21 protein-coding genes and 1 riboswitch are annotated in these 25,927 nt (G+C 64.7%); of the genes, 9 read left to right on the top strand and 12 right to left on the bottom strand.

The window, feature by feature from the left end; translation table 11 throughout:
* Nucleotides 1–31 precede the first annotated feature (31 nt).
* The 3 genes from hpaI to IWX85_RS06830 all read left to right on the top strand — a co-directional run bounded on the left by hpaI (nt 32) and on the right by IWX85_RS06830 (nt 2,377).
* Entirely contained in the window at nt 32–838 is an 807-nt protein-coding gene (gene hpaI, locus IWX85_RS06840; RefSeq protein WP_196869232.1) for a 4-hydroxy-2-oxoheptanedioate aldolase, read from the top strand.
* Nucleotides 839–897: 59 nt separating this feature from the next.
* The gene (locus IWX85_RS06835) at nt 898–1,302 is read left to right on the top strand and encodes a 5-carboxymethyl-2-hydroxymuconate Delta-isomerase (RefSeq protein WP_196869231.1); all 405 of its coding nucleotides are present in this window, start codon (nt 898–900) and stop codon (nt 1,300–1,302) included.
* A 100-nt stretch (nt 1,303–1,402) separates the two neighbouring features.
* On the top strand, nt 1,403–2,377 hold the full coding sequence (locus IWX85_RS06830) for a 2-dehydropantoate 2-reductase (protein ID WP_196869230.1): 975 nt from the start codon (nt 1,403–1,405) through the stop codon (nt 2,375–2,377).
* 87 nt (nt 2,378–2,464) lie between these two features.
* Here IWX85_RS06830 and IWX85_RS06825 read toward each other — a convergent pair whose 3' ends face one another.
* From IWX85_RS06825 to alr, 3 genes are all read right to left on the bottom strand, one after another.
* Nucleotides 2,465–2,893 (bottom strand): DUF86 domain-containing protein, encoded by a 429-nt coding sequence (locus IWX85_RS06825; protein WP_036807219.1) that lies wholly within the window; start codon nt 2,891–2,893, stop codon nt 2,465–2,467.
* Nucleotides 2,883–3,278, bottom strand: a complete 396-nt coding sequence (locus IWX85_RS06820) for a nucleotidyltransferase domain-containing protein (protein ID WP_036807222.1) — start codon at nt 3,276–3,278, stop codon at nt 2,883–2,885. The genes IWX85_RS06825 and IWX85_RS06820 overlap by 11 nt, the downstream gene beginning before the upstream one ends.
* 109 nt (nt 3,279–3,387) lie before the next feature.
* Nucleotides 3,388–4,482, bottom strand: coding sequence for an alanine racemase (gene alr / locus IWX85_RS06815; protein WP_196869229.1), 1,095 nt, complete (start codon nt 4,480–4,482; stop codon nt 3,388–3,390).
* Between the two features lie 221 nt (nt 4,483–4,703).
* Between alr and lplT the strand changes: the two genes are divergently transcribed.
* From lplT to IWX85_RS06800, 3 genes are read left to right on the top strand one after another with little or no spacing between them, the layout of a single operon-like run.
* Nucleotides 4,704–5,984, top strand: coding sequence for a lysophospholipid transporter LplT (gene lplT, locus IWX85_RS06810; protein WP_196869228.1), 1,281 nt, complete (start codon nt 4,704–4,706; stop codon nt 5,982–5,984).
* Nucleotides 5,984–6,916 carry a DMT family transporter gene (locus tag IWX85_RS06805; RefSeq protein WP_231379594.1) on the top strand — a complete coding sequence of 311 codons (933 nt, stop codon included), beginning with the start codon at nt 5,984–5,986 and terminating at the stop codon, nt 6,914–6,916. Before lplT ends, IWX85_RS06805 begins: the two co-directional genes overlap by 1 nt.
* Before the next feature lie 34 nt (nt 6,917–6,950).
* Nucleotides 6,951–7,448, top strand: coding sequence for a glutathione peroxidase (locus IWX85_RS06800; protein WP_196869227.1), 498 nt, complete (start codon nt 6,951–6,953; stop codon nt 7,446–7,448).
* A gap of 439 nt (nt 7,449–7,887) precedes the next feature.
* Here IWX85_RS06800 and glcF read toward each other — a convergent pair whose 3' ends face one another.
* From glcF to glnK, 6 genes are all read right to left on the bottom strand, one after another.
* The gene (gene glcF / locus IWX85_RS06795) at nt 7,888–9,135 is read right to left on the bottom strand and encodes a glycolate oxidase subunit GlcF (RefSeq protein WP_196869226.1); all 1,248 of its coding nucleotides are present in this window, start codon (nt 9,133–9,135) and stop codon (nt 7,888–7,890) included.
* 8 nt (nt 9,136–9,143) lie between these two features.
* On the bottom strand, nt 9,144–9,908 hold the full coding sequence (locus IWX85_RS06790; protein ID WP_036807234.1) for a YoaK family protein: 765 nt from the start codon (nt 9,906–9,908) through the stop codon (nt 9,144–9,146).
* Between the two features lie 8 nt (nt 9,909–9,916).
* Nucleotides 9,917–11,068, bottom strand: a complete 1,152-nt coding sequence (gene glcE / locus IWX85_RS06785) for a glycolate oxidase subunit GlcE (protein WP_196869225.1) — start codon at nt 11,066–11,068, stop codon at nt 9,917–9,919.
* 269 nt (nt 11,069–11,337) lie between these two features.
* The gene (locus IWX85_RS06780; RefSeq protein WP_196869224.1) at nt 11,338–12,264 is read right to left on the bottom strand and encodes an SMP-30/gluconolactonase/LRE family protein; all 927 of its coding nucleotides are present in this window, start codon (nt 12,262–12,264) and stop codon (nt 11,338–11,340) included.
* A gap of 143 nt (nt 12,265–12,407) precedes the next feature.
* A complete protein-coding gene (locus IWX85_RS06775; RefSeq protein WP_196869223.1) occupies nt 12,408–13,964 on the bottom strand; it encodes an ammonium transporter in 1,557 nt (518 codons plus the stop codon).
* Between the two features lie 34 nt (nt 13,965–13,998).
* The gene (glnK, locus tag IWX85_RS06770) at nt 13,999–14,337 is read right to left on the bottom strand and encodes a P-II family nitrogen regulator (RefSeq protein WP_196869222.1); all 339 of its coding nucleotides are present in this window, start codon (nt 14,335–14,337) and stop codon (nt 13,999–14,001) included.
* A 337-nt stretch (nt 14,338–14,674) separates the two neighbouring features.
* Between glnK and IWX85_RS06765 the strand changes: the two genes are divergently transcribed.
* Nucleotides 14,675–16,219 carry a YifB family Mg chelatase-like AAA ATPase gene (locus IWX85_RS06765; RefSeq protein WP_196869221.1) on the top strand — a complete coding sequence of 515 codons (1,545 nt, stop codon included), beginning with the start codon at nt 14,675–14,677 and terminating at the stop codon, nt 16,217–16,219.
* Between the two features lie 127 nt (nt 16,220–16,346).
* Here IWX85_RS06765 and metH read toward each other — a convergent pair whose 3' ends face one another.
* The gene (gene metH, locus IWX85_RS06760) at nt 16,347–19,178 is read right to left on the bottom strand and encodes a methionine synthase (RefSeq protein WP_196869220.1); all 2,832 of its coding nucleotides are present in this window, start codon (nt 19,176–19,178) and stop codon (nt 16,347–16,349) included.
* Between the two features lie 14 nt (nt 19,179–19,192).
* Nucleotides 19,193–19,284: riboswitch (S-adenosyl-L-homocysteine riboswitch) on the bottom strand.
* Nucleotides 19,285–19,350: 66 nt separating this feature from the next.
* Between metH and IWX85_RS06755 the strand changes: the two genes are divergently transcribed.
* Entirely contained in the window at nt 19,351–19,935 is a 585-nt protein-coding gene (locus IWX85_RS06755) for a cyclic nucleotide-binding domain-containing protein (protein ID WP_196869219.1), read from the top strand.
* A gap of 141 nt (nt 19,936–20,076) precedes the next feature.
* Here IWX85_RS06755 and IWX85_RS06750 read toward each other — a convergent pair whose 3' ends face one another.
* Nucleotides 20,077–21,123: a homocysteine S-methyltransferase family protein gene (locus IWX85_RS06750; RefSeq protein WP_036812769.1), complete on the bottom strand. Its 1,047-nt coding sequence runs from the start codon at nt 21,121–21,123 to the stop codon at nt 20,077–20,079.
* 258 nt (nt 21,124–21,381) lie between these two features.
* On the opposite strand from IWX85_RS06750, the gene recQ reads away from it, so the two are divergent.
* Entirely contained in the window at nt 21,382–23,280 is a 1,899-nt protein-coding gene (gene recQ / locus IWX85_RS06745) for a DNA helicase RecQ (RefSeq protein WP_196869218.1), read from the top strand.
* A 118-nt stretch (nt 23,281–23,398) separates the two neighbouring features.
* On the opposite strand, the gene IWX85_RS06740 is transcribed toward recQ, so the two are convergent.
* Nucleotides 23,399–25,768, bottom strand: coding sequence for an ATP-binding protein (locus tag IWX85_RS06740; RefSeq protein ID WP_196869217.1), 2,370 nt, complete (start codon nt 25,766–25,768; stop codon nt 23,399–23,401).
* Nucleotides 25,769–25,927: the final 159 nt, after the last annotated feature.

The following is a 25,927-nucleotide window of genomic DNA, read 5'->3' as shown; positions in this document are numbered from 1 at the left end:
GCTTCCTCCAACCCGACACCGGACACCCCGCATGACCACCCCGATCAATCCCTTCAAGCAAGCACTGGCCGAAAACCGGCCGCAAATCGGCCTCTGGCTGGGCCTGGCCGATGCCTACAGCGCGGAACTCTGCGCCGGCGCCGGCTTCGACTGGCTGCTGATCGACGGCGAACACTCGCCCAATGACCTGCGCAGCATCCTGGGCCAGTTGCAGGCGATTGCGCCGTATGCGTCGCACCCGATTGCGCGCGTCCCGGTCGGCCACGGCCACATCGGCACCACGCTGATCAAGCAATACCTCGACCTGGGCGTGCAGACACTGCTGGTGCCCATGGTCGACACGCCCGAGCAGGCCGCCGACCTGGTGCGCGCCATGCGCTATCCGCCGCAGGGCATTCGCGGCATGGGCGGCGCACGGGCGTCGCTCTGGGGCCGCAACCCGGCCTATGTGCATGACGCCAATGCGCAGGTCTGCCTGCTGGTGCAGGCCGAAACCGCGCTGTCATTGCGCAACCTGGACGCGATTGCCGCGACGCAAGGCGTGGACGGCGTGTTCATCGGTCCGGCCGACCTGTCGGCCTCGATGGGCCATGTCGGCAACCCCGGCCACCCCGAGGTGCAGGCGGCGATTGCCGACGCCATTGCGCGCATCGTCAAAGCCGGCAAGGCAGCGGGTATCCTGACGCCCGACGAGGCGCTGGCCCACCACTACCTGGAACTCGGCGCCACCTTTGTCGCCGTCGGGCTGGACACCAGCCTGCTGGCCAAGACCACCAGCGCGCTGGCAGCGCGCTTCAAAACCAGCGTGTCGGTTGCGCCGGCCAGCCCGACCTACTGAGAGCGACCGTTTCATTTTTGCCCTGTCCCCACGTTTCGTTTTCCCCCTTGGAGTTCGCCATGCCGCATTTGACGATCGAATACACCGCCAACCTTGAAGCTTCAGCCGACATGGGCACGCTGTGCACCACCCTGGCGGCCACGCTGGTGGCGCTGCGCCATGACGACGGCGCCGCGCTGTTTCCGGTGGCCGGCACGCGCGTGATGGCCTGGCCGGCGCCGCATTTTGCGGTGGCCGACGGCCAGCCCGACCGGGCCTTCGTCTACCTGAACCTGCTCATCACGCCGGGCCGCAGCCCGGCAATGGTCGCGCGCGCCGGCGAAGCGGTGCTGGCCAGCGTGAAGGCACACCTGGCGCCGGTGTTTGCAGCCCATGCTGTCGGGCTGACGCTGCAGGTCCACGAAGGCGCGCCGGTTTATGAAGGCAAGCACAACAACCTGGCGGCGCACCTGACGCCGGCCTGAGTCTGGACCAATCTGCTATTTAATCAATAGCCGCCAGCATCGGTGTGCATTGCGCAAAAGGCCTTTTTCTCTTAAATTTCGACATCTGGAGACCGTCACCATGAAAGTTTGCATTTACGGCGCGGGCGCCATTGGCGGCTGGATAGGCAGCGGGCTGGCGCATGCCGGCTGCAGCGTCAGCGTGGTGGCGCGCGGTGCCACGCTCGACGCGCTGCAACTGCACGGGCTGCGCCTGCGCACGGGAAATCAGGTCACTTCGCAGGCCGTCGCCTCTAGCGACACGCCGGCTGACTTTGGCGTGCAAGACCTGGTGGTGCTGGCGATCAAGGCGCCGTCGCTGCCCGAGGTGGCGCGCCAGATCGCGCCGCTGCTGGGGCCGCAAACCCTGGTGCTGACGGCCATGAACGGCGTGCCATGGTGGTTTTTGCAGGGCTTTGGCGGCGCGCTGGCCGGCACGCGGCTGAACTCGGTCGATCCGGACGGCACGCTGGCCGGGGCCTTGCCGGTGCAGCAGATTGTCGGCGGCGTGGTGCATGCCAGCTGCTCGGTCGACGAGCCGGGGCAGGTCTGCCACCATTTCGGCAACCAGCTCATCCTGGGTGAGCCGTCGGGCGAGAAAACCGGGCGCGTGCAGCAACTGGCCGCGCTGCTGGAAAAGTCCGGCTTCGACGTGGCGGTCTCCGACCAGATCCAGAAAGACATCTGGTTCAAGCTCTGGGGCAACATGACCGTCAACCCGATCAGCGCGCTGACCGGCGCCACCACCGACCTGATCATGAATGACGAGCTGGTGCGCGGCTTCATCTCGCAGGTGATGCTCGAAGCCAAGGAAGTCGGCGCGCGCATCGGCATTCCGATTGACCAGCAGCCCGAAGACCGGCACCAGATCACCCGGAAGCTGGGCGCCTTCAAGACGTCGATGCTGCAGGACGTGGAAGCCGGCAAGGCGCTGGAACTCGATGCGCTGGTAGGCGCCGTGCGGGAACTGGGCCAGCTGACTGGCGTGGCGACGCCATTCACCGATGCGCTGCTGGGCCTGGCACGGTTGAAGGCGCAGGTGCATGGGCTGTATTAGGGAGTTTTATGGTTTTTGCGCTTGCTGCATGGGCGCAAGCAGCTATCAAATGCGCAGCAACTCAAGCGTAAGCGCAAGAATTTCCCGTCACCCGCCCGATTGCGCTGCATCGCGCAACAGCACGGCCTGGCTGTAGTGCAAAAACTCGTCCAAGTGGTTTTGAATGAGGGCCACCGTGATCGGCAACTGCAGCGCCTGGTAGTCATGCACCGCAATGTTGCGAAAGCCGACCATGCGCTTGAGGCCATCGGCCAGCGCCGCGTCTATCCAGCCGCTTTGCGCCAGCAGTGCAAACACGTCGCGGGCGCTTTGCGGCACGCCCAGTCTTTCGCGGCGAATCAAATGCTGGCCCATGTCGAGCGCCGCTTCGCAGGCGCGCTGGATGTTCAGGATGGCGGCATCCTGGCGTGAGAAATCAGTGGCGAAGGTAACCGGGTCGCGGTCATATTCCTCGCGTGCCCGTTTCACACAGCGCTCAATGGTGGCGGCCTTGTTGATGAGCACGTCATCGGCCATAAACATGCCCCCTTTTATCGATGTCTTCCAGCAGGCCGGCCCGGGCCGTGTCGAGCGCGGTTTTTTCGCTAAGGATGGCGGCTTCGTACAAGGCGGCCTGCGCGTCACGGGCCCACCAGCGCATGCCCGTCGTGATGATCTGGTACTGCATCACGGTAGACGCCGCGCGCAGGTCCAGCAAGTCAACCGGGCATTGCGCCACATCCGCCAGTTCGCCAGACAATGCCCACAAGGCCAGCGGCTCCGCATACCCTGCCACCAGCACGGCCAAGTCCAGATCGCTTTGTGACCCGTGCGTGCCCTGTGTGCGGCTGCCAAAAGCATAAATCGCCATCAGGTCCGGCACGCGGCTGCGCAGCATGTCAAGAAGGGCATTTCGGTTCATGCCCTAGCGTAACGCAGCTCGGGCAGTGCCAGGTGGTACCGCCTGATCGGATTTGTCCTGCAGAACCGGCCGCTGATCAGCCACGCCGAGCGCCAGTTCGACAGGTTTTTCAATCGGCCCCCATCGTCACGCGCGGCGCCACGGCGCACATCAGCTCATAGCCCACCGTACCGGCGGCCCGCGCCACCTCGTCGATGGGCAGCACCGCGCCGCTGGAGGCCATGCCCCAGAGCGTGACCTCGCTGCCCATGCCGGCCTTGGGCACCGGCGTCAGGTCCACCGTGATCATGTCCATACTGACGCGGCCAACCATGCGGCATCGAACGCCGTTCACCAGCACCGGCGTGCCGGTCGGGCAGTGGCGCGGGTAGCCGTCGGCGTAACCGCAGGCGACCACGCCGATGCGCATCGGCTGGTCGGCGGCAAAGCTTGAACCGTAGCCAACGGTGTCACCGGCCTGCAGCTGCTGCAGGCCAATGATGCGCGACGACAGCGTCATTGTTGGCTGCAGGTCCCAGTCCGCAGCGCTGTGCTCGGGAACGTCGGGCGCGCTGCCGTACAGCACGATGCCGGGCCGGACCCAGTCGGAGCAGCCGGCCAGCGCAGCACCGTGGCGCAGGATCGCCGCGCTGTTGCTCAAGCTGCGCTCGCCGGGCAGGTCATGGGTGACAGCGTCGAAGGCCTGCAGCTGCGCGTCGATGCCCCGGGGTCCGTCGGCATCGGGAAAATGCTGCATCAGCGAGATTTCCTCAACCTGCGGCAACGCGCTCAGCCGCGTCCAGGCGGCGCGAAAACGCTCGGGCGCGAAACCCAGGCGGTTCATGCCGGTGTTCATCTTCAGGAAGACACGGTGCGGCAGCTGCGTCTTGTGCGCGGCCAGCCGGTCGATCTGCTCGTTGCAGTGGATCGTGTGCCACAGCCCCAAACGCGAGCACAGCTCCAGGTCGCGCGCGTCAAAACAGCCTTCGAGCAGCAGGATCGGGCCGCGCCAGTCCAGCGCACGCAGGCGCTGCGCTTCGGACAGGTCGAGCAGCGCAAAGCCGTCGGCGCTGCGCAGCGCGTCAAACACGCGCTCGATGCCGTGGCCGTAGGCATTGGCCTTGACGACCGCCCAGACGCGGGAATCCGGCGCGGCAGCGCGCACCCGCGCAAGATTGTGGCTCAGGGCGGCGGTGTGGACGGTGGCAAGAATGGGACGGGGCATGGTGCAATGAAAGTGGGTAAGGACAGGAACGGACGACAAAGTGTGGCAAAGGACGGGCAGGTGCGGACGGATGCAATCGGCGCTGGCATCGGACGGCGGGACACCCTTCATTTTGACATCCGGCCCCCATGCTATAAACAGCCATATTTTGGAGACATTCACCCCTATCTTGAGACACCGGACCCACTGGTGCATTTTTCTGCGGTGATCAATACAGTTCAATGAAGCGCGGCTTTTACACCATCATGGCAGCCCAGTTTTTCAGTTCGCTGGCTGACAACGCGCTATTTGTAGCGGCTGTAGAACTCCTCAAAACCAATGGGGCACCCAAATGGCAACCGGCCGCGCTGGTGCCGATGTTCGCACTTTTCTATGTGATCCTGGCGCCTTTCGTCGGCGCCTATGCCGATGCCCGGCCCAAGGGCAACGTCATGTTTGCCAGCAACGCCATCAAGGTCGTCGGCTGTTTGATGATGCTGTTCGGCTCGCATCCGCTGCTGGCCTATGCCATCGTCGGCCTGGGCGCCGCCGCCTACTCACCGGCCAAGTACGGCATCCTGACCGAATTGCTGCCGGCCTCGCAGCTGGTCAAGGCCAATGGCTGGATTGAAGGCCTGACGATCGCGTCGATCATTCTGGGCGTGCTGCTGGGCGGACAGCTGGTCGGCCCCGCCATCTCCAGCCATCTGCTGGCGTTTGATATTCCCTACATCAACACCGGCATCGACACCCCGCCCGAAGCGGCCATCACCCTGCTGATCCTGCTGTATGCCATTGCCGCGTGGTTCAACCTGCGCATCCTCGACACCGGCGTCGAGATGCGTCCGATGCCGCGCAACAAGTTTGAACTGCTGCCCGATTTCTGGAGTTGCAACTCGGCGCTCTGGCGCGACAAGCTGGGCCAGATTTCGCTGGCCACCACCACGCTGTTCTGGGGCGTGTCAGGCAATCTGCGCTACATCGTGCTGGCATGGAGCGCAGCGGCGCTGGGTTACAGCACCACGCAGGCTTCGTCACTGGTCGGTGTGGTGGCGATCGGCACGGCCGTCGGCGCCATCCTGGCGTCAATGCGCATGCGGCTGGAGCATGCGCCCAAGGTCATGCCGCTGGGCATTGCCATGGGCGTGCTGGTGATCCTGATGAACTTCATCAGCAACGTCTGGGTGGCCGCGCCCTTCCTGATCCTGCTGGGCGGACTGGGCGGCTTCCTGGTGGTGCCGATGAACGCGCTGCTGCAGCACCGGGGCCACAACCTGATGGGCGCGGGCCGCTCGATTGCCGTGCAGAACTTCAACGAGCAGGCCTGCATCCTGAGCCTGGGCGCAGGCTACAGCCTGTCCACCGGCATGGGGTTGTCGGCTTTTGGTGCCATCACCGGCTTCGGTATCGTGGTGGCCGGCTTCATGTGGCTGATCCAGCGTTGGCACAAGAGCAATACCGTCAAGCACAAGGTGCAGCTGGACCACTTGCTGAGCATTGCCCGCAGCGACAAATCGCACTGATGACGGGGCGCGACATGGCGGCCGGGCAGACGGCCAAGGGACGCACCGTCACGCTGGCAGCCGCAGCGCTGGTCTTCAATGCGCTGGTGTGGGGCGTTTCCTGGTGGCCGTTTCGCCAGCTGCAGGGCTACGGCCTGCATCCGCTGTGGGCCACGGCGCTGATGTACCTGATGATCGTGACCGGGCTGCTGCTCGTGCAGTTCAAGGCCTGGCGCGGCTTTGCGGCGCATCCGCAGCTGTGGCTGCTGGGCCTGGCGGCGGGACTGACGAATATCGGCTTCAACTGGGCCGTCACCGTGGGCGACGTGGTGCGGGTGGTGCTGCTGTTTTACCTGATGCCCGCCTGGTCGGTGCTGGTGGCGTGGCTGCTGCTGGGTGAAAAACCGACCGCCGCATCGCTTTTGCGGCTGTTGCTGGCCATGACCGGGGTGCTGATCGTGCTGAAGGCACCAGACTCTGCGTGGCCGGTGCCGCAGGGTGCCGCCGACTGGCTGGCCATTGGGGGCGGCTTCAGTTTTGCAGTCACCAATGGCCTGCTGCGCAAATTCGCCCATGCGCCCGGCAACACCTGCATGCTGGCCATGTTTGGCGGCAGCGGCCTGATGGCGACGCTGGCCGCGCTGCTGGGCATGTCACTGCATCTGGTGCCGGGCCCGGCACTCCACGCAGACGGCATTCCGGTGCTGCTGGGGCTCAGCCTGGCCTTCATGGCCAGCAACGCGGCCCTGCAGTACGGCGCAGCACGCCTGGCAGCGGGCACGACGGCGATTGTGATGCTGACCGAAATCCTCTTTGCCAGCCTGTCGTCCGCTGCCCTGGATGCCGCCGAACTGACGCCGCGCGTGCTGCTCGGCGGCAGCCTGATCGTGCTGGCAGCGGTGCTGGCGTCAGTGGCGCCGTCTGCAGAAAAAGGCTCAACTGGCGCAAAATAGGCTGTCTTTATTCATCCGAACAGGAGCCAGATTCATGGCCAGCAACACATCCACGGTGTACGACTTCAAGGCGCGCCAGATCAACGGCCAGGACCTCGCGCTGTCCGAATTCAGGGGCAAGGTCATGCTGATCGTGAACACCGCCAGCCAGTGCGGTTTCACGCCGCAGTTCGGCGGACTGGAGGAACTGCACAAGACCCATGCCGGCCAGGGACTGGTGGTGCTGGGATTCCCGTGCAACCAGTTCGGCGCGCAGGACCCCGGCCAGGACAGCGATATCGCCAGTTTTTGCCAGGTCAACTACGGCGTGAGTTTTCCAATGATGTCCAAGATCGCCGTGAACGGCCCCATGGCCCATCCGCTGTACCAGTGGCTCTCCAGCGAGGCGCCCGGCCTGCTGGGCAGCAAGGCCATCAAATGGAACTTCACCAAGTTCCTGGTAGGCAAGGACGGCCGCGTGATCAGGCGTTATGCGCCGCTGGAAAAGCCGGCCGACCTGGCCAAAGACATTAAAAAGGCGCTGGCAGCCTGAGCCGTGTGCACACCCCCGGGACTGGCGTCACTTGAAAAAGGCGGCTCGACGCTGGCTTTTTTCAGGGATCAGGACGCCGAAGCGCCCTTTATTCCAGACCGACTGTGTGTCGTTCTTGTGGCTTTTCCGGGCCGGCCTGGGCATGCTGCCGGGGCGGGGCGCCGCTACCGCTCTGGTTTGCGCCTTGGTTGCGGGATGCCATTTCGATGGCCTCGTCAACAAGTTGAGAAAGGACCGGCACGGCAGCCGTGCCTCGATGGACGGCGTATGTTGTTGCGCCGTTGCTTGCGCGGCGCGCCGGCGAAAGGGCTTCAGGGCAGTACGGGGCTTGAAACGCAGGTAGGAAGGCCTGCCGGTGGCCCGTCACACCAACGCCATGCCCGACCTTCCATTTCATGAACAAACAGGCCGATCACGCAACGCCGGCAGGCATCAATCGCTACTGATTCAATAGCGCCTCATCCAGCACCTCGACCCAGTGGCGTACCGGCGTTGCCGTACCGCTTTGCAGGTGGGTGATGCAGCCGATGTTGGCCGACACAATCACCTCGGGCGCCATGTCGCCCAGGTTGGCCAGCTTGCGGTCGCGCAGCTGGTAGGCGATCTCCGGCTGGAGCACCGAATAAGTGCCAGCCGAGCCGCAGCACAGGTGCGCCTCGTTGTTCGACACCTTGATGTCAAAACCCAGCCGGCCCAGATGCTGCTCGACGCCGCCGCGCAGCTGCTGGCCGTGCTGCAGGGTGCAGGGCGGGTGAAACGCGAGTCGCGGAGCGCTGGCGGCGATTTTTTCCATCAGCTCGGGCCGGCTGGCCTGCAGCGATTCGGCAATGACTGGCAGCAGCTCGCTCAAATCGCGGGTCAGGTCGCTGATGCGCGCGGCTTTTTCGGCATAGGCCGGATCGTCCTTCAGGATGAAGCCGTATTCCTTGACCGTGACGCCGCAGCCCGAGGCGTTCATCACCAGGGCTTCGACACCGCTCTCCACGAAAGGCCACCAGGCGTCGATGTTGCGGCGCATCTCGGCCTTGCCGCCGTCCTGGTCGTTCAGGTGGAATTTCACCGCGCCGCAGCAGCCGGCCTTGGCCGCCACCACGGTCTGGATGCCGGCGGCGTCCAGCACACGGGCCGTGGCCGAATTGATGTTGGGCATCATGGCCGGCTGCACGCAGCCCGAGAGCATCAGCATTTTCCGGGCCTGCGTGCGCGTGGGCCATGCGCCGGCCGCCTGTTTGGCGGGCACCTTGTTCTTCAGCGAATGCGGCAGCAGGCCGCGCACCGCCTGGCCAATTTTCATGGCGGGGGCGAACAGTGGCGACGGCAGGCCTTCCTTGAGCGCCCAGCGCACCGCGCGATCGCCGGCTGGACGCGGCACGCGTTCATCGACCAGCTTGCGGCCGATGTCGATCAGGTGGCCGTACTGCACGCCGCTGGGGCAGGTGCTTTCGCAGTTGCGGCAGGTCAGGCAGCGGTCCAGGTGAAGCTGGGTCTTGCGCGTCGGCACCTCGCCTTCGAGCACCTGCTTGATCAGGTAGATGCGCCCGCGCGGGCCGTCGAGCTCGTCGCCGAGCAGCTGGTAGGTCGGACAGGTGGCGGTGCAAAAGCCGCAATGCACGCATTTGCGCAGGATGGCCTCGGCCTGCAGGCCGTCGGGGGTGTTCTGGAATTCGGGGGCGAGTTGGGTCTGCATGGTGGTCTTCAGGTACTTTGGCGGGCGGTTTTGCGCCGGATGGTGCGCACGAGGTCGGAATACAGGGGCGGCAGGCACAGGCCAAGCAGCAGCAGGGCCAGTGGAATGACCCAGACGAAACCGACATGCTTGAAGCCCGCCGCGCCGACGATACCGCCGCCGATGAAGGCGCCCAGCAGCGTGCCGAGCAGCCGCAGCTTGATGCGGTTGGCGCGAACCCGGGATTCGAACGGGCTGGCCGTGCGGTTCCAGTACAGCAATTTGCCCAGCTCGATGCCGATGTCGGTCACGATGCCGGTCATGTGGGTGGTGCGGATTTGCGATGACGATATCTTGCTGACCAGCGCGTTTTGCAGCCCCATGGTGAAGGACAGTACCAGCACGGTGAGCGGAACGGCAAACGGCGTCTGGCGGTTCAGCGTGGCGCCTATCAGGCCAAACAGCAGCAGCAGCAAGGCTTCGACCAGCAGGGGCAGCGCGTATTCGCTGCGCAGCCCGTGCTGGCGCGCCCAGTTCACCTGGATGGCGGTGAAGGCCGCGCCGCAGGTAAAGGCCAGCAAGGCCCCGATGGCGCCCAGCACCAGGCGCATGTTGCCCAGCACCAGGTTGTCGGCCAGCAGCGAGGCAAAGCCCGTCATGTGCGAGGTGTACATCGCCACCACCAGGAAGCCGCCGGCATTGACCGCCCCGGCATTGAACGCCAGAATGCCGCCGAGCAGGCGGTTGGTGGACGCGGTCCGGTGCTGGCTGGTCAGGTGGCGAAAACGACGCATGCGCTGCTTCAGCCGTCCATCGGCATGCGGCCTGGATTGAAAATGCCGGCCGGGTCGAACTGCTTTTTGAGCTCGCGCTGGATGCGCGACTGCACCGGGGACAGCGGCGTGAACACCGGCACGTTTTCCGGCATCAGGGCGGCGCGCCTGAACAGGGTGGCATGGCCGCCCGCCTGCCCCGCCAGCTGGCGCAGCTGCTCGGCCGCAGACGCCGGCGCCCAGAGCCAGCGCAGGCCGCCGTGCCATTCGACCAGTGGCACATACGGCAAATTCATCGCCGGCGCGGTCTGCGGCACGCTCAGGCGCCACAGGCAGGCATCAGGCGAAGGCGGCTGCGCGAAAAACGGCAGCGTCTGCTCGCGGCAGGCATGCCAGTCGGCGCCAGCCTGGGACGGGTCCATGGGCACCGCCTGGCCGCCGGCCGCCTGCACATCGGCCACCATGCGCGGACATGCGGCCTCGACGGCGGCCAGCGCGCCGCGCAGGCGAACGAACAGCAAGTCCTGCGTCGGGACAGCGCTTGCATCGCGCACCCAGCAGCTGGCGTTGAGCGGCAGCGGCTGGCCGCCCCAGCGGTTGAGCAGGTCCAGCGCCTTTTGCTGGCTCAAGCCGCTGCACTGCAGCGTGGCTTCGCCGGGGGCGACCGGCAGCACCTTGAGCGACAGCTCCATCAGCACGCCCAGCGTGCCCAGCGTGCCGGCCATCAGGCGCGACACGTCATAACCAGCGACATTTTTCATGACCTGGCCGCCAAAGGTCAGGCATTCGCCCTTGCCGTTGAGCAGCACCACGCCCAGCAGGTAGTCGCGCACCGCGCCGCTGCTGGCGCGCGCCGGGCCGCTCAGGCCGCTGGCGACCATGCCACCCACCGTGGCATGGGGGCCGAAGTGCGGCGGCTCGAAGGGCAGGCACTGGCCTTGTTCGGCCAGCAGCGCCTCCAGTTCGGCCAGCGGGGTTCCACCACGCACGGTAACGACCAGCTCGCTCGGCTCGTAGCTGATGACGCCGGAATAAGCGTCCATGTCGAGCACGTCGCCCCGGAGCGCCTGGCCGTAAAAGTCCTTGCTGCCGCCGCCGCGTATGCGCAAGGGCGTGCCTGTGCGCGCCGCAGCGCGAACGCGCCCGGCCATCAATGTCGTCATGTCAGTGTCTGCATTCATGGCCAGAATGGTACGCGTGCAAGGCGTTCAGGGGGTTTGATTTTTTTGAATGCGGCGTGTGCGGTTTTTTGCGGGCTGTCGCTTGTTAACGGCATATAACGCCATGCAGCGCCATGCAGCGCCATGCAGCGCCATGCAAACGCCCCAAAACGCCCCAAAACGCCCCAAAACGCCCCAAAACGCCCCAAAACGCTATCAATAATATAGCTATATATGCAATATCGGCGTGCGCAAACACCTTTTTTTATCGATAAACAGCAGGTGGGTCTTCAATCCGTGAAGAAATTCACCGGCAGCCCCGGCACCTCGACCGGCATCGAAAAAATGCAGCCTGAATCAGGCCAGCGTTTTAGCTCGTCCGACGGACGGCTATGGCGCGCGGTCGTGAGGTAAAGCGTCCGGAGGTCGGCGCCGCCAAAGCAGGGCATGGTCGGGCATGGCGCAGGCACCGCGAACACGGCCAGCAGCTCGCCGGCGGGCGACAGCTTGAGCAGCCGCCCGCCTTCATACATGGCGACGTAATAGTTGCCTTCTGCATCGACCGCCGCGCCGTCAGGCCGGCCGCCATAACCGGGCCTGCCCGGCTGCCAGCCTTCGGGTTTGCCGGGCCATGAATGAAACACCCGCTCACGGCTCAGGGTGTTGCTGGCGGCATGCCAGTCCCAGGCGCGGACCGCATGGCGCGGCGTGTCGGCCCAGTACAGGGTGGCTGCGTCGGGCGACCAGGCCAGGCCATTGGCCGTGGTGGCGTCGGCCGCCTTCACGTCGAGGACCGGCGGGCGGCCGCCCCGGGCGTCCAGGCAAAAAAGCTGCGCGCGGGCGGCGTCGCGCGGTTCATAAATGGTGCCGGCCCAGAAGCGGCCCAGCGGATCGGCCTTGCCGTCGTTGAAGCGCGTGGTGGCCGGGTCGTGCAGCGCGGGGGCGAGCAGCGCCAGCTCACCGCCCCAGTGCCGGGCGCGGTAGATGCCGTCGCGCAGGGCAATGACCAGGCCGGTGCCTTGGGCGTTGCTGCGGGCCGGTGCGATGCAGCCGGGCTCGGACGGCAGGCTCCAGCGCTCGACGCTGCCGTCCGAGCCTGTTGACCGGCAGACCTGCCGGGCGGGAATGTCCACCCAGTACAGGCGCTGCTCGTCCGGGTGCCAAAACGGGGATTCACCCAGTTCGCTGGGCTGTGAAATGGCGATTTGCCAGGGCATGCTTTTCTCCTTGGGCCGTGTGGTTCAGCGAAGGGGTCGGCCACGACTGCGACTGTAGCGGCAAAAAAAAAGCCCGCTGGCGAGATACCAGCGGGCCAAACTTCCCCAAGAGACTTCTGTCAGCTTCTCAACCCAAGCACTCTTTACCGGTTGTAGGCGGTTTCGCCGTGCGAGGTGATGTCCAGCCCTTCGCGCTCGTCTTCTTCGTTGACACGCAGGCCGATGGTCAGGTCCACGATCTTGTAGGCGATGAACGACACAACACCCGACCACACCACCGTGATCAGCACGGCCTTGGCCTGGATCCACACTTGCGAGACGATCGAGTAGTCGGCGGCAGCGATGCCGGTGGCCGTCACCCAGTCGGCCACAAAGCCGGGGCCGCCCAAGGCCGGCGAGTTGAACACGCCGGTCAGCAGCGCGCCGACGATGCCGCCCACGCCATGCACGCCGAACACGTCGAGCGAGTCGTCGGCGCCGAGCAGCTTCTTCAGGCCATGCACGCCCCAGAGGCAGGCAAAACCGGCGACAAAGCCAATCACCAGGCCGCCGCCGATGCCGACGTTGCCGGCTGCCGGGGTGATGGCCACGAGGCCGGCCACGGCGCCCGAGGCAGCGCCCAGCATCGACGCCTTGCCGCGCATCAGCGCCTCGCCGAGGCACCAGGCCAGCACGGCTGCGGCCGTTGCGCCCAGCGTGTTGATGAAGGCCAGGGCGGCAAAGCCGTTGGCTTCCAAGGCCGAGCCGGCATTGAAACCGAACCAGCCCACCCACAGCAGCGAGGCACCGACCATGGTCAGCGTCAGGCTGTGCGGCGCCATGGCTTCCTTGCCATAGCCGATGCGCTTGCCGACCATGAAGGCGCCGACCAGGCCGGCCACGGCTGCATTGATGTGCACCACGGTGCCGCCGGCAAAGTCCAGCGCGCCCGACTGCCAGATGTAGCCGGCCTTGCCGTTCATCGCATCGACCACTTCCTTGCCGGTGTAGGCATCAGGCCCCATCCAGAACCAGACCATGTGCGCCATCGGCGCATAGCTGAAGGTGAACCAGATCACCATGAAGAGCAGCACGGCGGAGAACTTGATGCGCTCGGCGAAGGCGCCGACGATCAGGGTGCAGGTGATGCCGGCGAAGGTGGCCTGGAAGGCGGCAAAGACGATCTCGGGGATCACGACGCCTTTGCTGAACGTGGCCGCGCTGGCAAACGTGCCCGCGGCGTTGTCCCAGATGCCTTTCATGAACAACCGGTCAAAGCCGCCGATGAAAGCGCTGCCCTCGGTGAAGGCCAGGCTGTAGCCGTAGATGAACCAGAGCACGACGATCAATGAGAACGTCACCATGACCTGCATCAGCACCGACAGCATGTTCTTGCTGCGCACCAGGCCGCCGTAGAACAGCGCCAGGCCAGGCACGACCATCAATATCACCAGGATTGTCGAGACCATCATCCAGGCCGTGTCGCCCTTGTTGGGAACAGGGGCCGGCGCAGCGGCGGCCTCGGCGCCCGGAGCTGCTGTGGCGGCGGCAGGTGCGGCCGCGGCAGCGGGCACGGTGGGTGCGGCGGCGGCATCGGGACTGGCTTCAGCCGGGGCAGATGCGGCAGCGGCAGGCGCCTGTGCCGGGGTCTGCGCCAGAGCGAATGCGCCCGTGCCCAGCAAGCTCAGTCCCAGCAGGAGGGAAGCAATCATTTTTTTCATGGCAATGTTTCTCTTTTTTTTCAGGGGAGTGATGTCAGAGCGCTTCCTTGCCGGTTTCGCCGGTGCGGATGCGCACGACCTGCTCAAGGTCGTACACAAAAACCTTGCCGTCGCCGATCTTGCCGGTGCGGGCCGAGGTTTCGATGGCTTCAATCACGCGTTCCACCAGGTCATCGGACACAGCCGCTTCGATCTTGACCTTGGGCAAGAAGTCGACGACGTACTCGGCGCCCCGGTACAGCTCGGTATGGCCCTTCTGACGGCCAAAGCCCTTGACCTCGGTCACGGTGATGCCCTGCACGCCCATGCCGGAGAGGGCTTCGCGCACCTCGTCCAGCTTGAACGGTTTGATGATGGCAGTGATGAGTTTCATTTCAGTTTTCCTCCAGGATGAATGACGAGGCAGCAGTCCGATGGCGCTGCCGACGCATTACAGGGTTGTTGTAAGCATCACGTCCAGCGTGTTCTTGATGCGAAAGCGGCCGCTATCAACGAGGGTGACGAAGCTTGATTTCATGGAATCCCCGAAAATTTTTTAAGGTTGGCGGAACTTGTTTAGCAGGGACCGTGCCAGCTATTTTTTGCTCGCCCGAAAACGCTTGGCGGATTTCATCGGCTACCGGGTTACGCTAGAGACTTACAAGCTGTTACGCACCATTTTGATGCAATTGCAACGCACAACATTGATGCATTTATAAGGAAGTCACCGAATGAGCCTGTCTTTAGTGCACAGCCGTGCCTTGCTGGGGCTTGAAGCGCGTCCGGTGTGCGTTGAAGTGCACCTCGCCAACGGCCTGCCGAGTTTCACGCTGGTCGGACTGGCCGATACCGAAGTCAAGGAAGCGCGCGAGCGGGTGCGCTCGGCGATCCAGAATGCCGGGCTGGAATTTCCCGCCAACAAGCGCATCACGGTGAACCTGGCGCCGGCCGACCTGCCCAAGGACTCGGGCCGCTTTGACCTGCCGATTGCGCTGGGCATCCTGGCCGCCAGCGGCCAGATTGACGCGCGCAAGCTGGCGGGGTATGAGTTTGCCGGCGAGCTGTCGCTGGGCGGCGACCTGCGGCCGGTTCGCGGTTCCCTGGCCATGAGCGTGGCCATTGCCCGGCCGGCGCGTGGTACGCCGGAACCGTTGCCCCGGCTGGTGCTGCCCGAAGGCAGCGCGCAGGAGGCCGCGCTGGTGCCGCAAGCCGAGGTGTACCGCGCGCAGCATCTGCTCGACGTGGTCCGGCAGTTTTTGCCAGGCGATGCCCTTCCCGAAGCCGGTGACGGCTGGACGCGCGTGGCGTCCACCGCGCCGTCACGGCAGCCTGCCTATCCAGACCTGGCCGATGTCAAGGGCCAGGCCGCCGCCCGCCGCGCGCTGGAAATTGCAGCGGCCGGCGGGCACAGCCTTTTGATGGTCGGCGCGCCGGGTTCGGGCAAGTCGATGCTGGCGCAGCGCTTTGCCGGCCTGCTGCCGGCCATGACGACGGAGGAAGCACTGGAAACCGCTGCCGTCGCCTCGCTGGGCGGGCGCTTCACGCTGGACCACTGGGCTGTGCGTCCGACCTGCGCGCCGCACCACACAGCCAGCGCGGTGGCGCTGGTGGGCGGCGGCTCGCCACCACGCCCGGGTGAAATCTCGCTGGCGCACCGGGGCGTGCTGTTTCTGGACGAGCTTCCGGAGTTTCCCCGCGCCGCACTGGAAGCGCTGCGCGAACCGCTGGAGTCGGGCCACATCACGATTTCGCGTGCCGCGCAGCGCGCGGAATTCCCGGCACGCTTCCAGCTGATCGCTGCCATGAACCCCTGCCCCTGCGGCTACCTGGGCTCCAGACTGCGCGCCTGCCGCTGCTCGCCCGAGGTCGTGTCACGCTACCAGGGAAAGCTCAGCGGGCCGCTGCTTGACCGCATCGACCTGCATGTGGAAGTCGGCAGCCTGGCCGCCGATGAGCTGGTGAACGCGGCGCCGGGCGAATCCACCGAGGCGGTGCGCAGCCGGGTGGTGCAGGCCAGGGAACGCGCGATGGCCCGGCAGGGCAGCGCCAACCAGGCGCTCGACGGCCAGGCCATCGATGCGCAGTGCCAGCTGGACCCGGCAGCGGCCAAGTTCCTCAATGTGGCGGCAACGCGGCTGGGCTGGTCAGGCCGGGGCATTCACCGCTGCCTGAAGGTGGCGCGCACCATTGCCGACCTGGCCGGCGCCAAAACCGTGCAGGTGACGCATGTGGCCGAGGCGGTGCAGTACCGGCGCGCATTGAAGGCGGCGCACTGAAAGACGGCGTGGTTCCGGCTCGCACGGGCAGCGCGAACCCGACGCGAAGCTGCCGGCTGGAGGGCAGCACTGCAGGTGCGGTGCGCGTTTGCGTTTGCGTTTGCGTTTGCGTTTGCGTTTGCGGAAATTACAGGTTGGGCGCCAGCAGGCGCTGCAGGTCTTCGGCCCGGGTGCCGCGACGCTGGGCGAGGTCCTGGAGCTGGTCATCGCCAATCTTGCCGACGCTGAAATAGGTGCTCTCGGGATGGCTCAGGTAAAAACCGCTGACACTGGCCGCAGGCGTCATGGCCAGGCTTTCCGTCAGCGCCATGCCGATGTCGTCGGCGTGGAGCAACGCGAACATTTCCTTCTTAGCACTGTGGTCCGGGCAGGCCGGGTAGCCGGGTGCGGGGCGGATGCCCTGGTATTTTTCAGCAATCAGCGCGTCCTTGTCGAGCGACTCGGCCGGCACGTAGCCCCACAAATCCTGCCGGACCCGCTGGTGCAGGGCTTCGGCAAAAGCTTCGGCCAGGCGGTCGGCGAGCGACTTGAACATGATCGATGAATAGTCGTCATGCTCGGCCACGAACTGCTTTTCCTTTTTCTCGGCGCCCAGGCCGGCGGTGACGGCAAAAACACCGATGTAATCGGCAATTTTTGAGCTATTTTGGCCCTTTACGCCCACTGCAAGGGCGCGAGAAGCTATCAATTCAGGCGTCAGCAGCTTGGGCGCGACAAAGTCGGACAGGCAGCGGCTGGGGCGCATCACGCCGTCAACGGCTGTTTTTTCGGTCTGCTGGCGCAGGCCGTTCCAGGTCATGGCGACTTCGCTGCGCGACTCGTCGGTGTAGATCTCGATGTCGTCGCCGACGCTGTTGGCCGGCAGCAGGGCCATCACGCCGTTGGCGGTGAGCCAGCGGCCCTCGATCAGCCGCTTGAGCATGCGCCTGGCGTCGGCATAGACGCGCACCGCTTCGACGCCAACCACCTCGTCCTTCAGGATCGCCGGGAACGGGCCGGCCAGGTCCCAGGTCTGGAAGAACGGTCCCCAGTCGATGAACTCGGCGAGTTCGGCCAGGTCAAAATTCTTGAACACACGCCGGCCAACGAATTTGGGCACGGGGGGCGTGTAGCTGGCCCAGTCCATCACCGTGGCATTGGCGCGCGCCTTGGCCAGTGGCCACATCGGCACCTGCTTTTTGTTGGCGTGCTGGGTGCGCACCTTGTCGTAGTCGGCGTTCAGCTCGGCGATGTATTTGGCGGCGTTGTCAGACAGCAGGCTTTGCGCCACGCTGACGCTGCGCGAAGCATCGGGCACGTACACCACCGGGCCTTCGTAGTGCGGCGAAATCTTCACCGCCGTGTGCACGCGGCTGCAGGTGGCGCCGCCAATCAGCAGCGGAATGTTGTTGAGGCGGAAATGGTCGTCCTTTTGCATCTCGCTGGCGACGTACTGCATTTCCTCCAGGCTGGGCGTGATCAGTCCCGACAGGCCGACGATGTCGGCGCCCTCGGCCTTGGCCAGCGCCAGAATCTCGTGGCACGGCACCATCACGCCCATGTTCACCACTTCAAAGTTGTTGCACTGCAGCACCACCGTGACGATGTTCTTGCCGATGTCGTGCACGTCGCCCTTGACGGTGGCGATGATGATCTTCCCCTTGGTCTTGACGTCGCCGCCGGCGGCCTGCAGCACCAGCTTTTCGGCCTCGATGTAGGGCAGCAGGTGCGCCACGGCCTGCTTCATCACGCGGGCGCTTTTGACCACCTGCGGCAGGAACATCTTGCCCTGGCCAAACAGGTCGCCAACGACGTTCATGCCGTCCATCAGCGGGCCTTCGATGACATGCAGCGGCCGTCCGTCGCCGGCAAGGATCGCCTGGTACATCTCTTCGGTGTCTTCGGTGATGAACTCGTTCAGGCCATGCACCAGTGCGTGCGACAGCCGCGCGCGTATCGGCAGTGCGCGCCATTCGTATTTCTTGCTGTCGTCGCGCGCACCGCTCTTGGCCGTTTCGGCCACTTCAATCAGGCGCTCGCCGGGCGTCAGGTGTTCCTCGCCGTCCTTGTAGACGGGCTGGCGATTCAGCACCACGTCCTCGACGCGCTCGCGCAGCACCGGCTCCAGGTCGTCGTAGACGCCCATCATGCCGGCGTTGACGATGCCCATGTCCATGCCGGCCTGGATCGCGTGGTACAGAAAGACCGTGTGAATCGCTTCGCGCACCGGGTCGTTGCCACGAAAGCTGAAGGACACGTTGGACACGCCGCCCGAGACCTTGGCGCCGGGCAGGTTGGCCTTGATCCAGCGGGTGGCGTTGATGAAGTCGACCGCGTAGTTGTTGTGCTCGTCGATGCCGGTGGCAATGGCAAAGATGTTGGGGTCAAAAATGATGTCTTCGGGCGCAAAGCCGATCTCGTCGACCAGCACGCGGTAGGCGCGCTCGCAAATGGTGATTTTTCGCTCGTAGGTGTCAGCCTGGCCCTGCTCGTCAAACGCCATGACGACGGCAGCGGCGCCGTAACGCTTGAGCAGCTTGGCCTGCTGCTTGAAGCCCTCAATGCCCTCCTTCATCGAAATCGAGTTGACGATGCCCTTGCCCTGGATGCAGCGCAGTCCGGCCTCGATCACACTCCACTTGGAGCTGTCGATCATGATGGGCACGCGCGCAATGTCAGGCTCGCCGGCGATCAGGTTCAGGAAACGCACCATGGCGGCCTGGCTGTCGAGCATGGCCTCGTCCATGTTGATGTCGATGATTTGCGCACCGTTTTCGACCTGCTGGCGGGCAACTGTCAGCGCCTGTTCATAGTCGCCGTTCAAAATCATGCGGGCGAAAGCCTTGGAGCCGGTGACATTGGTGCGCTCGCCGATGTTGACGAACAGAGAATCGGCGCCAACCGTGACCGGCTCCAGGCCGGACAGCTTCATGGGCGGGACATGCGGGGCGAGTTGCGGGGTAGTTTGAATTGCGGACATGGCTCACCTTGGAACAAAGGTGAGCGTCGTTGCCAAAAAGAACGCTTTGCGCCCTGTTTACCCAAGCCTGACGAAACGATGTTTCGCTGCAACGCTCCTTGAGTTAAGCTCGATTTTAAGCACCAATGTCGGCAGGCAGGTTGCCAGCGATCAAATTCCACCGGGTTGACCCATGCTAAGCACCTTCTTCAGAAAAAAAAGCGTCCCTTCGGCAGGTCCACGGCACGACGCCACCGAAGGCTCGGAAGCGGCCGACCTGGCAGCCCAGTTGCTGGTGGCGCCCACAGCCCTGATGCAGCTGACGATGCCAGAGGCGCGCATGGTGGTGCGCTACATGCAGCCGCAAATCGTGGCCAAAGGCACGGTCTTCATCCGCGAAGGCGATGCCCGCGACACCGGATTCCTGATGCTGCTGCTCAATGGCGAAGTGACGGTGGAAACACTGGTGGTCAGCCGCGTCGAACCCATCGTCATCACTGTGCTGGGCCCGGGCAGCCTGATTGGCGAGCTGGGCATGTTCGACGGCCTGCCCCGCTACGCCAGCTGTGTTGCCGCCACGCAGTTGCGCTGCGCCATCCTGACGCGCGAGGCCCTGAACCGTCTGATGGAGGAAAACCCCGGAGTTGCTGCCAAACTGCTGCTGGCCGTGTCGCTGCGCATTGGAACGCGCCTGCGCGAGGTGACCGGCAAGCTCAAGATGTACGTCCAGCTGACACAGGCGATGGAGCAGGAGATTGGATCACGGCCCGACGCTTGAATCCGTTTTCAAATCAGTCCGAGATCAGGCGCAAAGCTGCAGCCTGTGTGGCAGCACCCCAAGGCAAAGCAACGCCACACCGGATGGGTCGGCAAGCATGCGCCGTCACCGCCAGAGCGGCGCCGCAGGCTCAGCCAGCCCTCAAGCCGCTTCGGCGTAGAAAACACCGCGCTGCAGCTTGCGACCGCCGACCAGCGCTACTGACCGGGCAATCGCCTGAATATGTTCGGGCGTGGTGCCGCAACACCCGCCCACAATGTTGACCAGCCCTTCGGCGGCAAACTCGTGCAGCAGGCGCGAAGTCACGTCAGGCGTTTCGTCAAAACCGGTGTCGCTCATCGGATTGGGCAGGCCGGCATTCGGATAGCAGCTGATGAAGGTGTCGGGTGCGGCCTTGGCCAGCTCCTGGATGTAGGGGCGCATCAGCGCCGCGCCCAGCGCGCAGTTCAGGCCCACGGCCAGCGGCTCGGCGTGGCGCACGCTGTGCCAGAAGGCGGTCACCGTCTGGCCGCTCAGGATGCGGCCCGAGGCATCGGTCACCGTGCCGCTGATGATCAGTGGCAGGCGTTCGCCCGAATTGTCAAAATACTCGTCGATGGCAAACAGCGCCGCCTTGGCATTGAGCGTGTCGAAAATCGTCTCCACCATCAGCACGTCGCTGCCGCCCCTGACCAGCGCCTCGGTCTGCTCGTAATAGGCTTTGCGAAGTTCCTCGAAACTGGTGTTGCGCGCACTCGCGTCGTTCACGTCGGGGCTGATGCTGGCGGTCTTGGGCGTGGGACCGAGCGTACCGACGACAAAGCGCGGCTTGTCGGGCGTTGAAAACTTGTCACAGGCGGCACGGGCCAGCCGCGCCGATTCATGGTTCATTTCCAACGCCAGGTCGGCCATGTCGTAATCGGCCTGGGCGATGGTCGTGGCGCCAAAGGTGTTGGTTTCGATCAGGTCGGCACCGGCGGCTAGGTAGCCTTCGTGGATGTCGCGGATCACGTCGGGCCGCGTCAGGCTGAGCAGCTCGTTGTTGCCTTTCACGTCCTTGTGAAAGTCCTTGAAGCGCTCGCCCCGGTACTGCGCTTCATTGAGCTTGAAGCGCTGGATCATGGTGCCCATCGCGCCGTCAAGAATCAAGATGCGTTGCGCCAGAAGGGCGGGGAGTTGTGCGGCGCGGGTGTAGGGTATCGGCTTCATGGCATGCATTTTAGGACGGGGTTCATGGCCGTTGACTTTCCCTGACAATACGGCAATAGCCTGTTGGCGTTGGATGAAGACCAACCTGAACCGGCATCCGGCCAGAATGACGGAGCGCAGCCCCCAGGCAAGCGCTGCAAAGGCTGTTTTTGAAAAAATTGGTTGAAAATGTCTTTTGCGCATGCCTGACTTGCACGAACAGCTATTTTTTTCATAGCGATCCGGATTATTTACACCGCTCACCTGTCTGGCCTGCCCTTGTCCTCATTGCCCATTTCCTCCTCCCAGCCCACGCCGCTGGACGTGCTCGGCCAGGTGTTTGGCTACAGCGACTTTCGTGGTCCGCAGCGGGCCATCGTGGAACACGTCGTTCAAGGCGGCGACGCGCTGGTCCTGATGCCGACCGGCGGCGGCAAGTCGCTGTGCTACCAGATTCCGGCCATCGTGCGGCAAAACGCCGGGCATGGCGTGACCGTCGTGATCTCGCCACTGATTGCGCTGATGCACGACCAGGTCGGCGCGCTGCTCGAAGCCGGCGTCTCGGCGGCCTTCCTCAATTCCACCCAGACCTACGAGGAAAGCAGCGCGCTGGAAAAACAGTTGCTGCGCAACGAACTGACGCTGCTCTACGCCGCGCCCGAGCGCATCAACACGCCGCGCATGAAGGGCCTGCTGTCCTCCTTGCACGCGCGCGGACTGCTCAGCCTGTTTGCGATTGACGAGGCCCATTGCGTGAGCCAGTGGGGCCACGACTTCCGGCCCGAATACCGATCCTTGAGCCTGCTGCACGAGACCTTCCCCGACGTGCCGCGCATGGCGCTGACGGCCACCGCCGACCACCTGACACGCCAGGACATGGTCGAGCGGCTCAAGCTCGAAGAGGCACGCGCGTTCGTCAGCAGCTTTGACCGGCCCAACATCCGCTACACCATCGTCGAAAAGCTGGAGCCAACGCGCCAGCTGCTGCGTTTCATCCAGACCGAGCACGACGCCGAAGCCGGCATTGTCTATTGCCAGTCCAGGAAACGCGTGGAGGAAATTGCCGGCATGCTCGAAGACGCCGGCATCAAGGCGATGGCCTACCACGCCGGGCTGGACGCCAAGCTGCGCCAGCAGCGCCAGGACCGCTTCCTGCGCGAGGACGGCATGGTGATGGTGGCGACGATTGCCTTTGGCATGGGCATCGACAAGCCCGATGTGCGCTTCGTCGCGCACCTGGACATGCCGAAAAACATCGAAGGCTATTACCAGGAAACCGGCCGTGCCGGCCGTGACGGGCTGCCCGCTGACGCCTGGATGGTCTATGGCCTGCAGGACGTGGTGAACCAGCGCCGGATGATCGACACCAGCGAAGTCGCCAGCGAGGAATTCAAGGCCGTGATGCGCGGCAAGCTCGACGCGCTGCTGACGCTGGCCGAAGGCACGCGCTGCCGCCGCGTCAGCCTGCTGGGCTACTTTGGCGAGGACAGTCAGCCCTGCGGCAATTGCGACAACTGCTTGAATCCACCGGCCGTGTGGGACGCGACCGAGGAGGCGCGCAAGATGCTGAGCTGCATCTACCGCGTGCAGCAAGCCAGCGGCATCAGCTTTGGCGCCGGCCACATCATGGACATCCTGCGCGGCAAACCGACCGAAAAAGTCGTCCAGTACGGCCACGACCAGCTCAGCACCTTCGGCATCGGCGCCGATCTGGCCGAGCCGCAATGGCGCGGCGTGCTGCGCCAGCTGATTGCCAGCAACCTGGTGCGGGTCAACGCCGAGGCCTTCAACACGCTGCTGCTGCTGCCCGATGCGCGTCAGGTGCTCAAGGGCGAAGTCAATGTGCTGCTGCGCCAGCAGGCCGTCAGCGCCAAGGCCGAGCGACCCAGACGCGGCAGCAAAACGTCGGCGAAGAAAACATCGGCCAAGGGCATGGCGGAAGCCACGCTGAATGCCGGCGCGCTGGAACGGCTGGCGCGCCTGAAGGCTTGGCGTGCCGAGGTGGCGCGCGAGCACAACCTGCCGGCCTTCGTGATTTTTCACGACGCCACGCTGCGCGCCATTGCCGAGCAGGCGCCGCACAGCCTGCGCGACCTGGAAGGCATCAGCGGCATGGGGGTGAAAAAGCTGCAGGCGTATGGGGCTGAGGTGTTGCGGGTGTGTGCGCAAGAGGGTTGAGAAACTTCACCCGTGGCTTTGCAGGCGCCAATCCGGTGGCTCCAATCAAAATTTACAATGAAAGTGGCTCTGGCGCAATCCAGGCAAGTGATAGCAGCTATTAATTATGTAGCAACCGTCAACGCATGAACCCCATCGACCGCCCTTCCCGCACCTCGGGCTTGATGCGGTGTTCGGCCTCCAGTTGCGCCAGAAATTCTTCGGCGGACAGTTCCGCCTCCAGAATCACGCCCTGCCGCTTGACCGCTGCAAAGTCGCCGGGGCACAACTGCGCGAGCTGGGCCAGTCTTTTTTGCAGGGGCGGCGTGAGCAAGAAGGCATCACCCGCCAGCGCTTCCGTCACGAACATCGTTTCGCGCTGCTCGCGCGTCAGCGGCATGAACTTGATCTTGAAGGTGAAGCGCCGCAGCGCCGCCTGGTCCAGGCTTTCCAGCAGGTTGGTGGTGCAGATGAAAATGCCGGCATAGCGCTCCATGCCCTGCAGCATCTCGTTGACTTCCGTCACTTCATAGGTCCGCTGGGCGCCGCGCCGGTCCTGCAAAAAGCTGTCGGCCTCGTCGAGCAGCAGTACGGCTTTTTCGGCCTCGGCTTCGCGGAACATGGCAGCCATCTGCTGCTCGGTTTCGCCAACGTACTTGCTCATCAGGTCGCTGGCCTGCTTGACCAGCAGCGGCTGCTCCAGCGCCTGGGCGATGTGCTCGGCCAGCGCGGTCTTGCCGGTGCCGGGCGGGCCGTAAAAGCACAGGCTGCCGTGGCCCCGGCTTTTGAGCGCCTGCACGATGCGCGCAATCTCGAAGCGCGACTCGACGTTGAGCATCGCCAGGTCATACGTCGTGACGTTGCGCCGGCCCGAGGCTTGGGCCTTGTTGCCCAGCGCCACATCGGCATTCCTGAGCTGGCGCTCGATCAGCGACTCCATCAGTGACGGCCGCCCGCCCGCCAGAATCGCCTGCAGCCCGGCGCCATCGACCTGCGCGTCCATGGTTTTTTCGGGCGCGCTGGCCAGCCGGGCAAAGCGCACCGCCGTGCGGATCTGCGCCGGCGTCAGGCCCTTGCGGGCGGTGAGCTTGGCGACAAACGCATCGCTGACCTGCACGCCTTCGAGCGTCTTGCGCACAATGCCTTCGCGCGCGCCGGGCGGCGGCGAACGCAGCTCCAGGTGATACGCAAAGCGGCGGCGAAACGCCGGGTCGATCTGCTCGATGCGGTTGGTCACCCACAGCGTGGGCACGGGGTTCGATTCGAGAATCTGGTTGACCCAGGCCTTGCCGCTGACCGAATGGCTGCCGGGCGCGCTCAGCTGCTCGGAGCGCGCCATCAGCTGCGCCGCTTCGCTGGAAATCGGCGGGAACACATCTTCCACCTCGTCGAACAGCAGCGCCGAATGCATGCTGCCCTTGAGGAACACCTGCGCGATCTGCAGCGAGCGGTAGCGGTCGCGCCCGCTCAGGGAGTTGCCACCCTGGTCGGCATATTCGACCTCGAACAAATCCAGCCCGGCGGCCTGCGCCACCACCTTGGCCAGTTCGGTCTTGCCGGTGCCGGGCGGGCCGTAGAGCAGCACATTGACACCTTGCTCCTTGCTGGCCACCGCATGGCGCAGCAGCGACACCAGCACCTGCGCGTCTTCCTGTACAAAGGCAAAGTCGGCCAGCCCCAGCTGGCTGCGGGTCGCCGGCCGGGTGAAGACCGCCATCAGCTCGCTGTGGTCGCGGTATTTGCGCATCAAGACCGGCGGCAGTTTTTCGCTGACCTTCATCAGGTCGGCCAGGTCGGTGATGTTGTGCTCGGAAATCAGGTTCTCGACCATGCCGATGCGCTCCAGCCGCGAGCCGGGCCGCAGCGCCTCGGCCACTTCGGGCGCCTTGACGCCGGCGATGTCGGCAATCGCCGCATAGGCTTCGGGCGCATTGTTGACCTTGAACTCGACCAGCAGCGAGCGCAGGTCGCGCTGGTACCGGGCCAGTGTGCCGTAGAGCAGCAACGCGCGCTCGGCGCGGTTGAGCTGAAGCAAACTGGCCAGCGACTCGATGTTTTTCTCGACCAGCGTGGACTGCTTTTTCAGCGCCAGCGTCAGCCAGTCGCCGGTGGCGCTCAGCACCGACAGCAGGTCCTTGGGCTGGTCCTTGGCATGCTCGTCGAGGTAGAAGAACAGCGTGCCTTCCTCGTAGGGGCCGCGCCAGACGCCGTGGCGCGCCATGAATTCGGCATCGCTCAGGGTTTCATGGTCCTGCCAGAACTCGTTGCCCTTGCAGCGGCGGCCCAAGAATTCGCGCAGGCGCTGGAACGCCGGCACGGGCCAGACCAGGTGCCGGCCAGACAGCGACAGCAGGCTGGTTAGGTCGCGCCGCACATTGAACTTGGCGCCCTGGCGGGCGGCCAGGGTGAGCACGAAATGCGAACACATCAGGTCCAGCACCGGCGCTTCTTTCAGCCCGGGTGACAGCAGCCACTGCTGCGGATGCTCGACAAGGGAACGCTTGTTCATGGACAGACTCCAGTTTTCAACGGTATCGCCAACTCCCCCGCGCTAAATTTTTATTGATTCGAAGCAACTGCACCATAACGCATGCTGAAGCCCCATGGAAGACACTACTTGAGCAGTAGCACCCGGCAATGGCCGCAGGACGCGCTCCAAAGGCGCGGA

The organism is Polaromonas sp. CG_9.11, from assembly GCF_015752225.1.
In the GTDB taxonomy this organism is placed as follows: domain Bacteria; phylum Pseudomonadota; class Gammaproteobacteria; order Burkholderiales; family Burkholderiaceae_C; genus Polaromonas.
This window is presented reverse-complemented; position numbering and strand designations above follow the sequence as displayed.

What these genes read in the sequence shown, in the direction of transcription:
- IWX85_RS06790 (WP_036807234.1), bottom strand. Translation starts at nt 9,908, where the DNA reads ATGCGTCGTTTTCGCCACCTGACCAGCCAGCACCGGACCGCGTCCACC.
- IWX85_RS06780 (WP_196869224.1), bottom strand. Translation starts at nt 12,264, where the DNA reads ATGCCCTGGCAAATCGCCATTTCACAGCCCAGCGAACTGGGTGAATCC.
- hpaI (WP_196869232.1), top strand. Translation starts at nt 32, where the DNA reads ATGACCACCCCGATCAATCCCTTCAAGCAAGCACTGGCCGAAAACCGG.
- IWX85_RS06820 (WP_036807222.1), bottom strand. Translation starts at nt 3,278, where the DNA reads ATGAACCGAAATGCCCTTCTTGACATGCTGCGCAGCCGCGTGCCGGAC.
- IWX85_RS06835 (WP_196869231.1), top strand. Translation starts at nt 898, where the DNA reads ATGCCGCATTTGACGATCGAATACACCGCCAACCTTGAAGCTTCAGCC.
- metH (WP_196869220.1), bottom strand. Translation starts at nt 19,178, where the DNA reads ATGTCCGCAATTCAAACTACCCCGCAACTCGCCCCGCATGTCCCGCCC.
- IWX85_RS06825 (WP_036807219.1), bottom strand. Translation starts at nt 2,893, where the DNA reads ATGGCCGATGACGTGCTCATCAACAAGGCCGCCACCATTGAGCGCTGT.
- IWX85_RS06765 (WP_196869221.1), top strand. Translation starts at nt 14,675, where the DNA reads ATGAGCCTGTCTTTAGTGCACAGCCGTGCCTTGCTGGGGCTTGAAGCG.
- glcF (WP_196869226.1), bottom strand. Translation starts at nt 9,135, where the DNA reads ATGCAGACCCAACTCGCCCCCGAATTCCAGAACACCCCCGACGGCCTG.
- lplT (WP_196869228.1), top strand. Translation starts at nt 4,704, where the DNA reads ATGAAGCGCGGCTTTTACACCATCATGGCAGCCCAGTTTTTCAGTTCG.
- glcE (WP_196869225.1), bottom strand. Translation starts at nt 11,068, where the DNA reads ATGAATGCAGACACTGACATGACGACATTGATGGCCGGGCGCGTTCGC.
- IWX85_RS06800 (WP_196869227.1), top strand. Translation starts at nt 6,951, where the DNA reads ATGGCCAGCAACACATCCACGGTGTACGACTTCAAGGCGCGCCAGATC.
- IWX85_RS06830 (WP_196869230.1), top strand. Translation starts at nt 1,403, where the DNA reads ATGAAAGTTTGCATTTACGGCGCGGGCGCCATTGGCGGCTGGATAGGC.
- IWX85_RS06805 (WP_231379594.1), top strand. Translation starts at nt 5,984, where the DNA reads ATGACGGGGCGCGACATGGCGGCCGGGCAGACGGCCAAGGGACGCACC.
- alr (WP_196869229.1), bottom strand. Translation starts at nt 4,482, where the DNA reads ATGCCCCGTCCCATTCTTGCCACCGTCCACACCGCCGCCCTGAGCCAC.
- IWX85_RS06755 (WP_196869219.1), top strand. Translation starts at nt 19,351, where the DNA reads ATGCTAAGCACCTTCTTCAGAAAAAAAAGCGTCCCTTCGGCAGGTCCA.
- IWX85_RS06775 (WP_196869223.1), bottom strand. Translation starts at nt 13,964, where the DNA reads ATGAAAAAAATGATTGCTTCCCTCCTGCTGGGACTGAGCTTGCTGGGC.
- IWX85_RS06740 (WP_196869217.1), bottom strand. Translation starts at nt 25,768, where the DNA reads ATGAACAAGCGTTCCCTTGTCGAGCATCCGCAGCAGTGGCTGCTGTCA.
- IWX85_RS06750 (WP_036812769.1), bottom strand. Translation starts at nt 21,123, where the DNA reads ATGAAGCCGATACCCTACACCCGCGCCGCACAACTCCCCGCCCTTCTG.
- glnK (WP_196869222.1), bottom strand. Translation starts at nt 14,337, where the DNA reads ATGAAACTCATCACTGCCATCATCAAACCGTTCAAGCTGGACGAGGTG.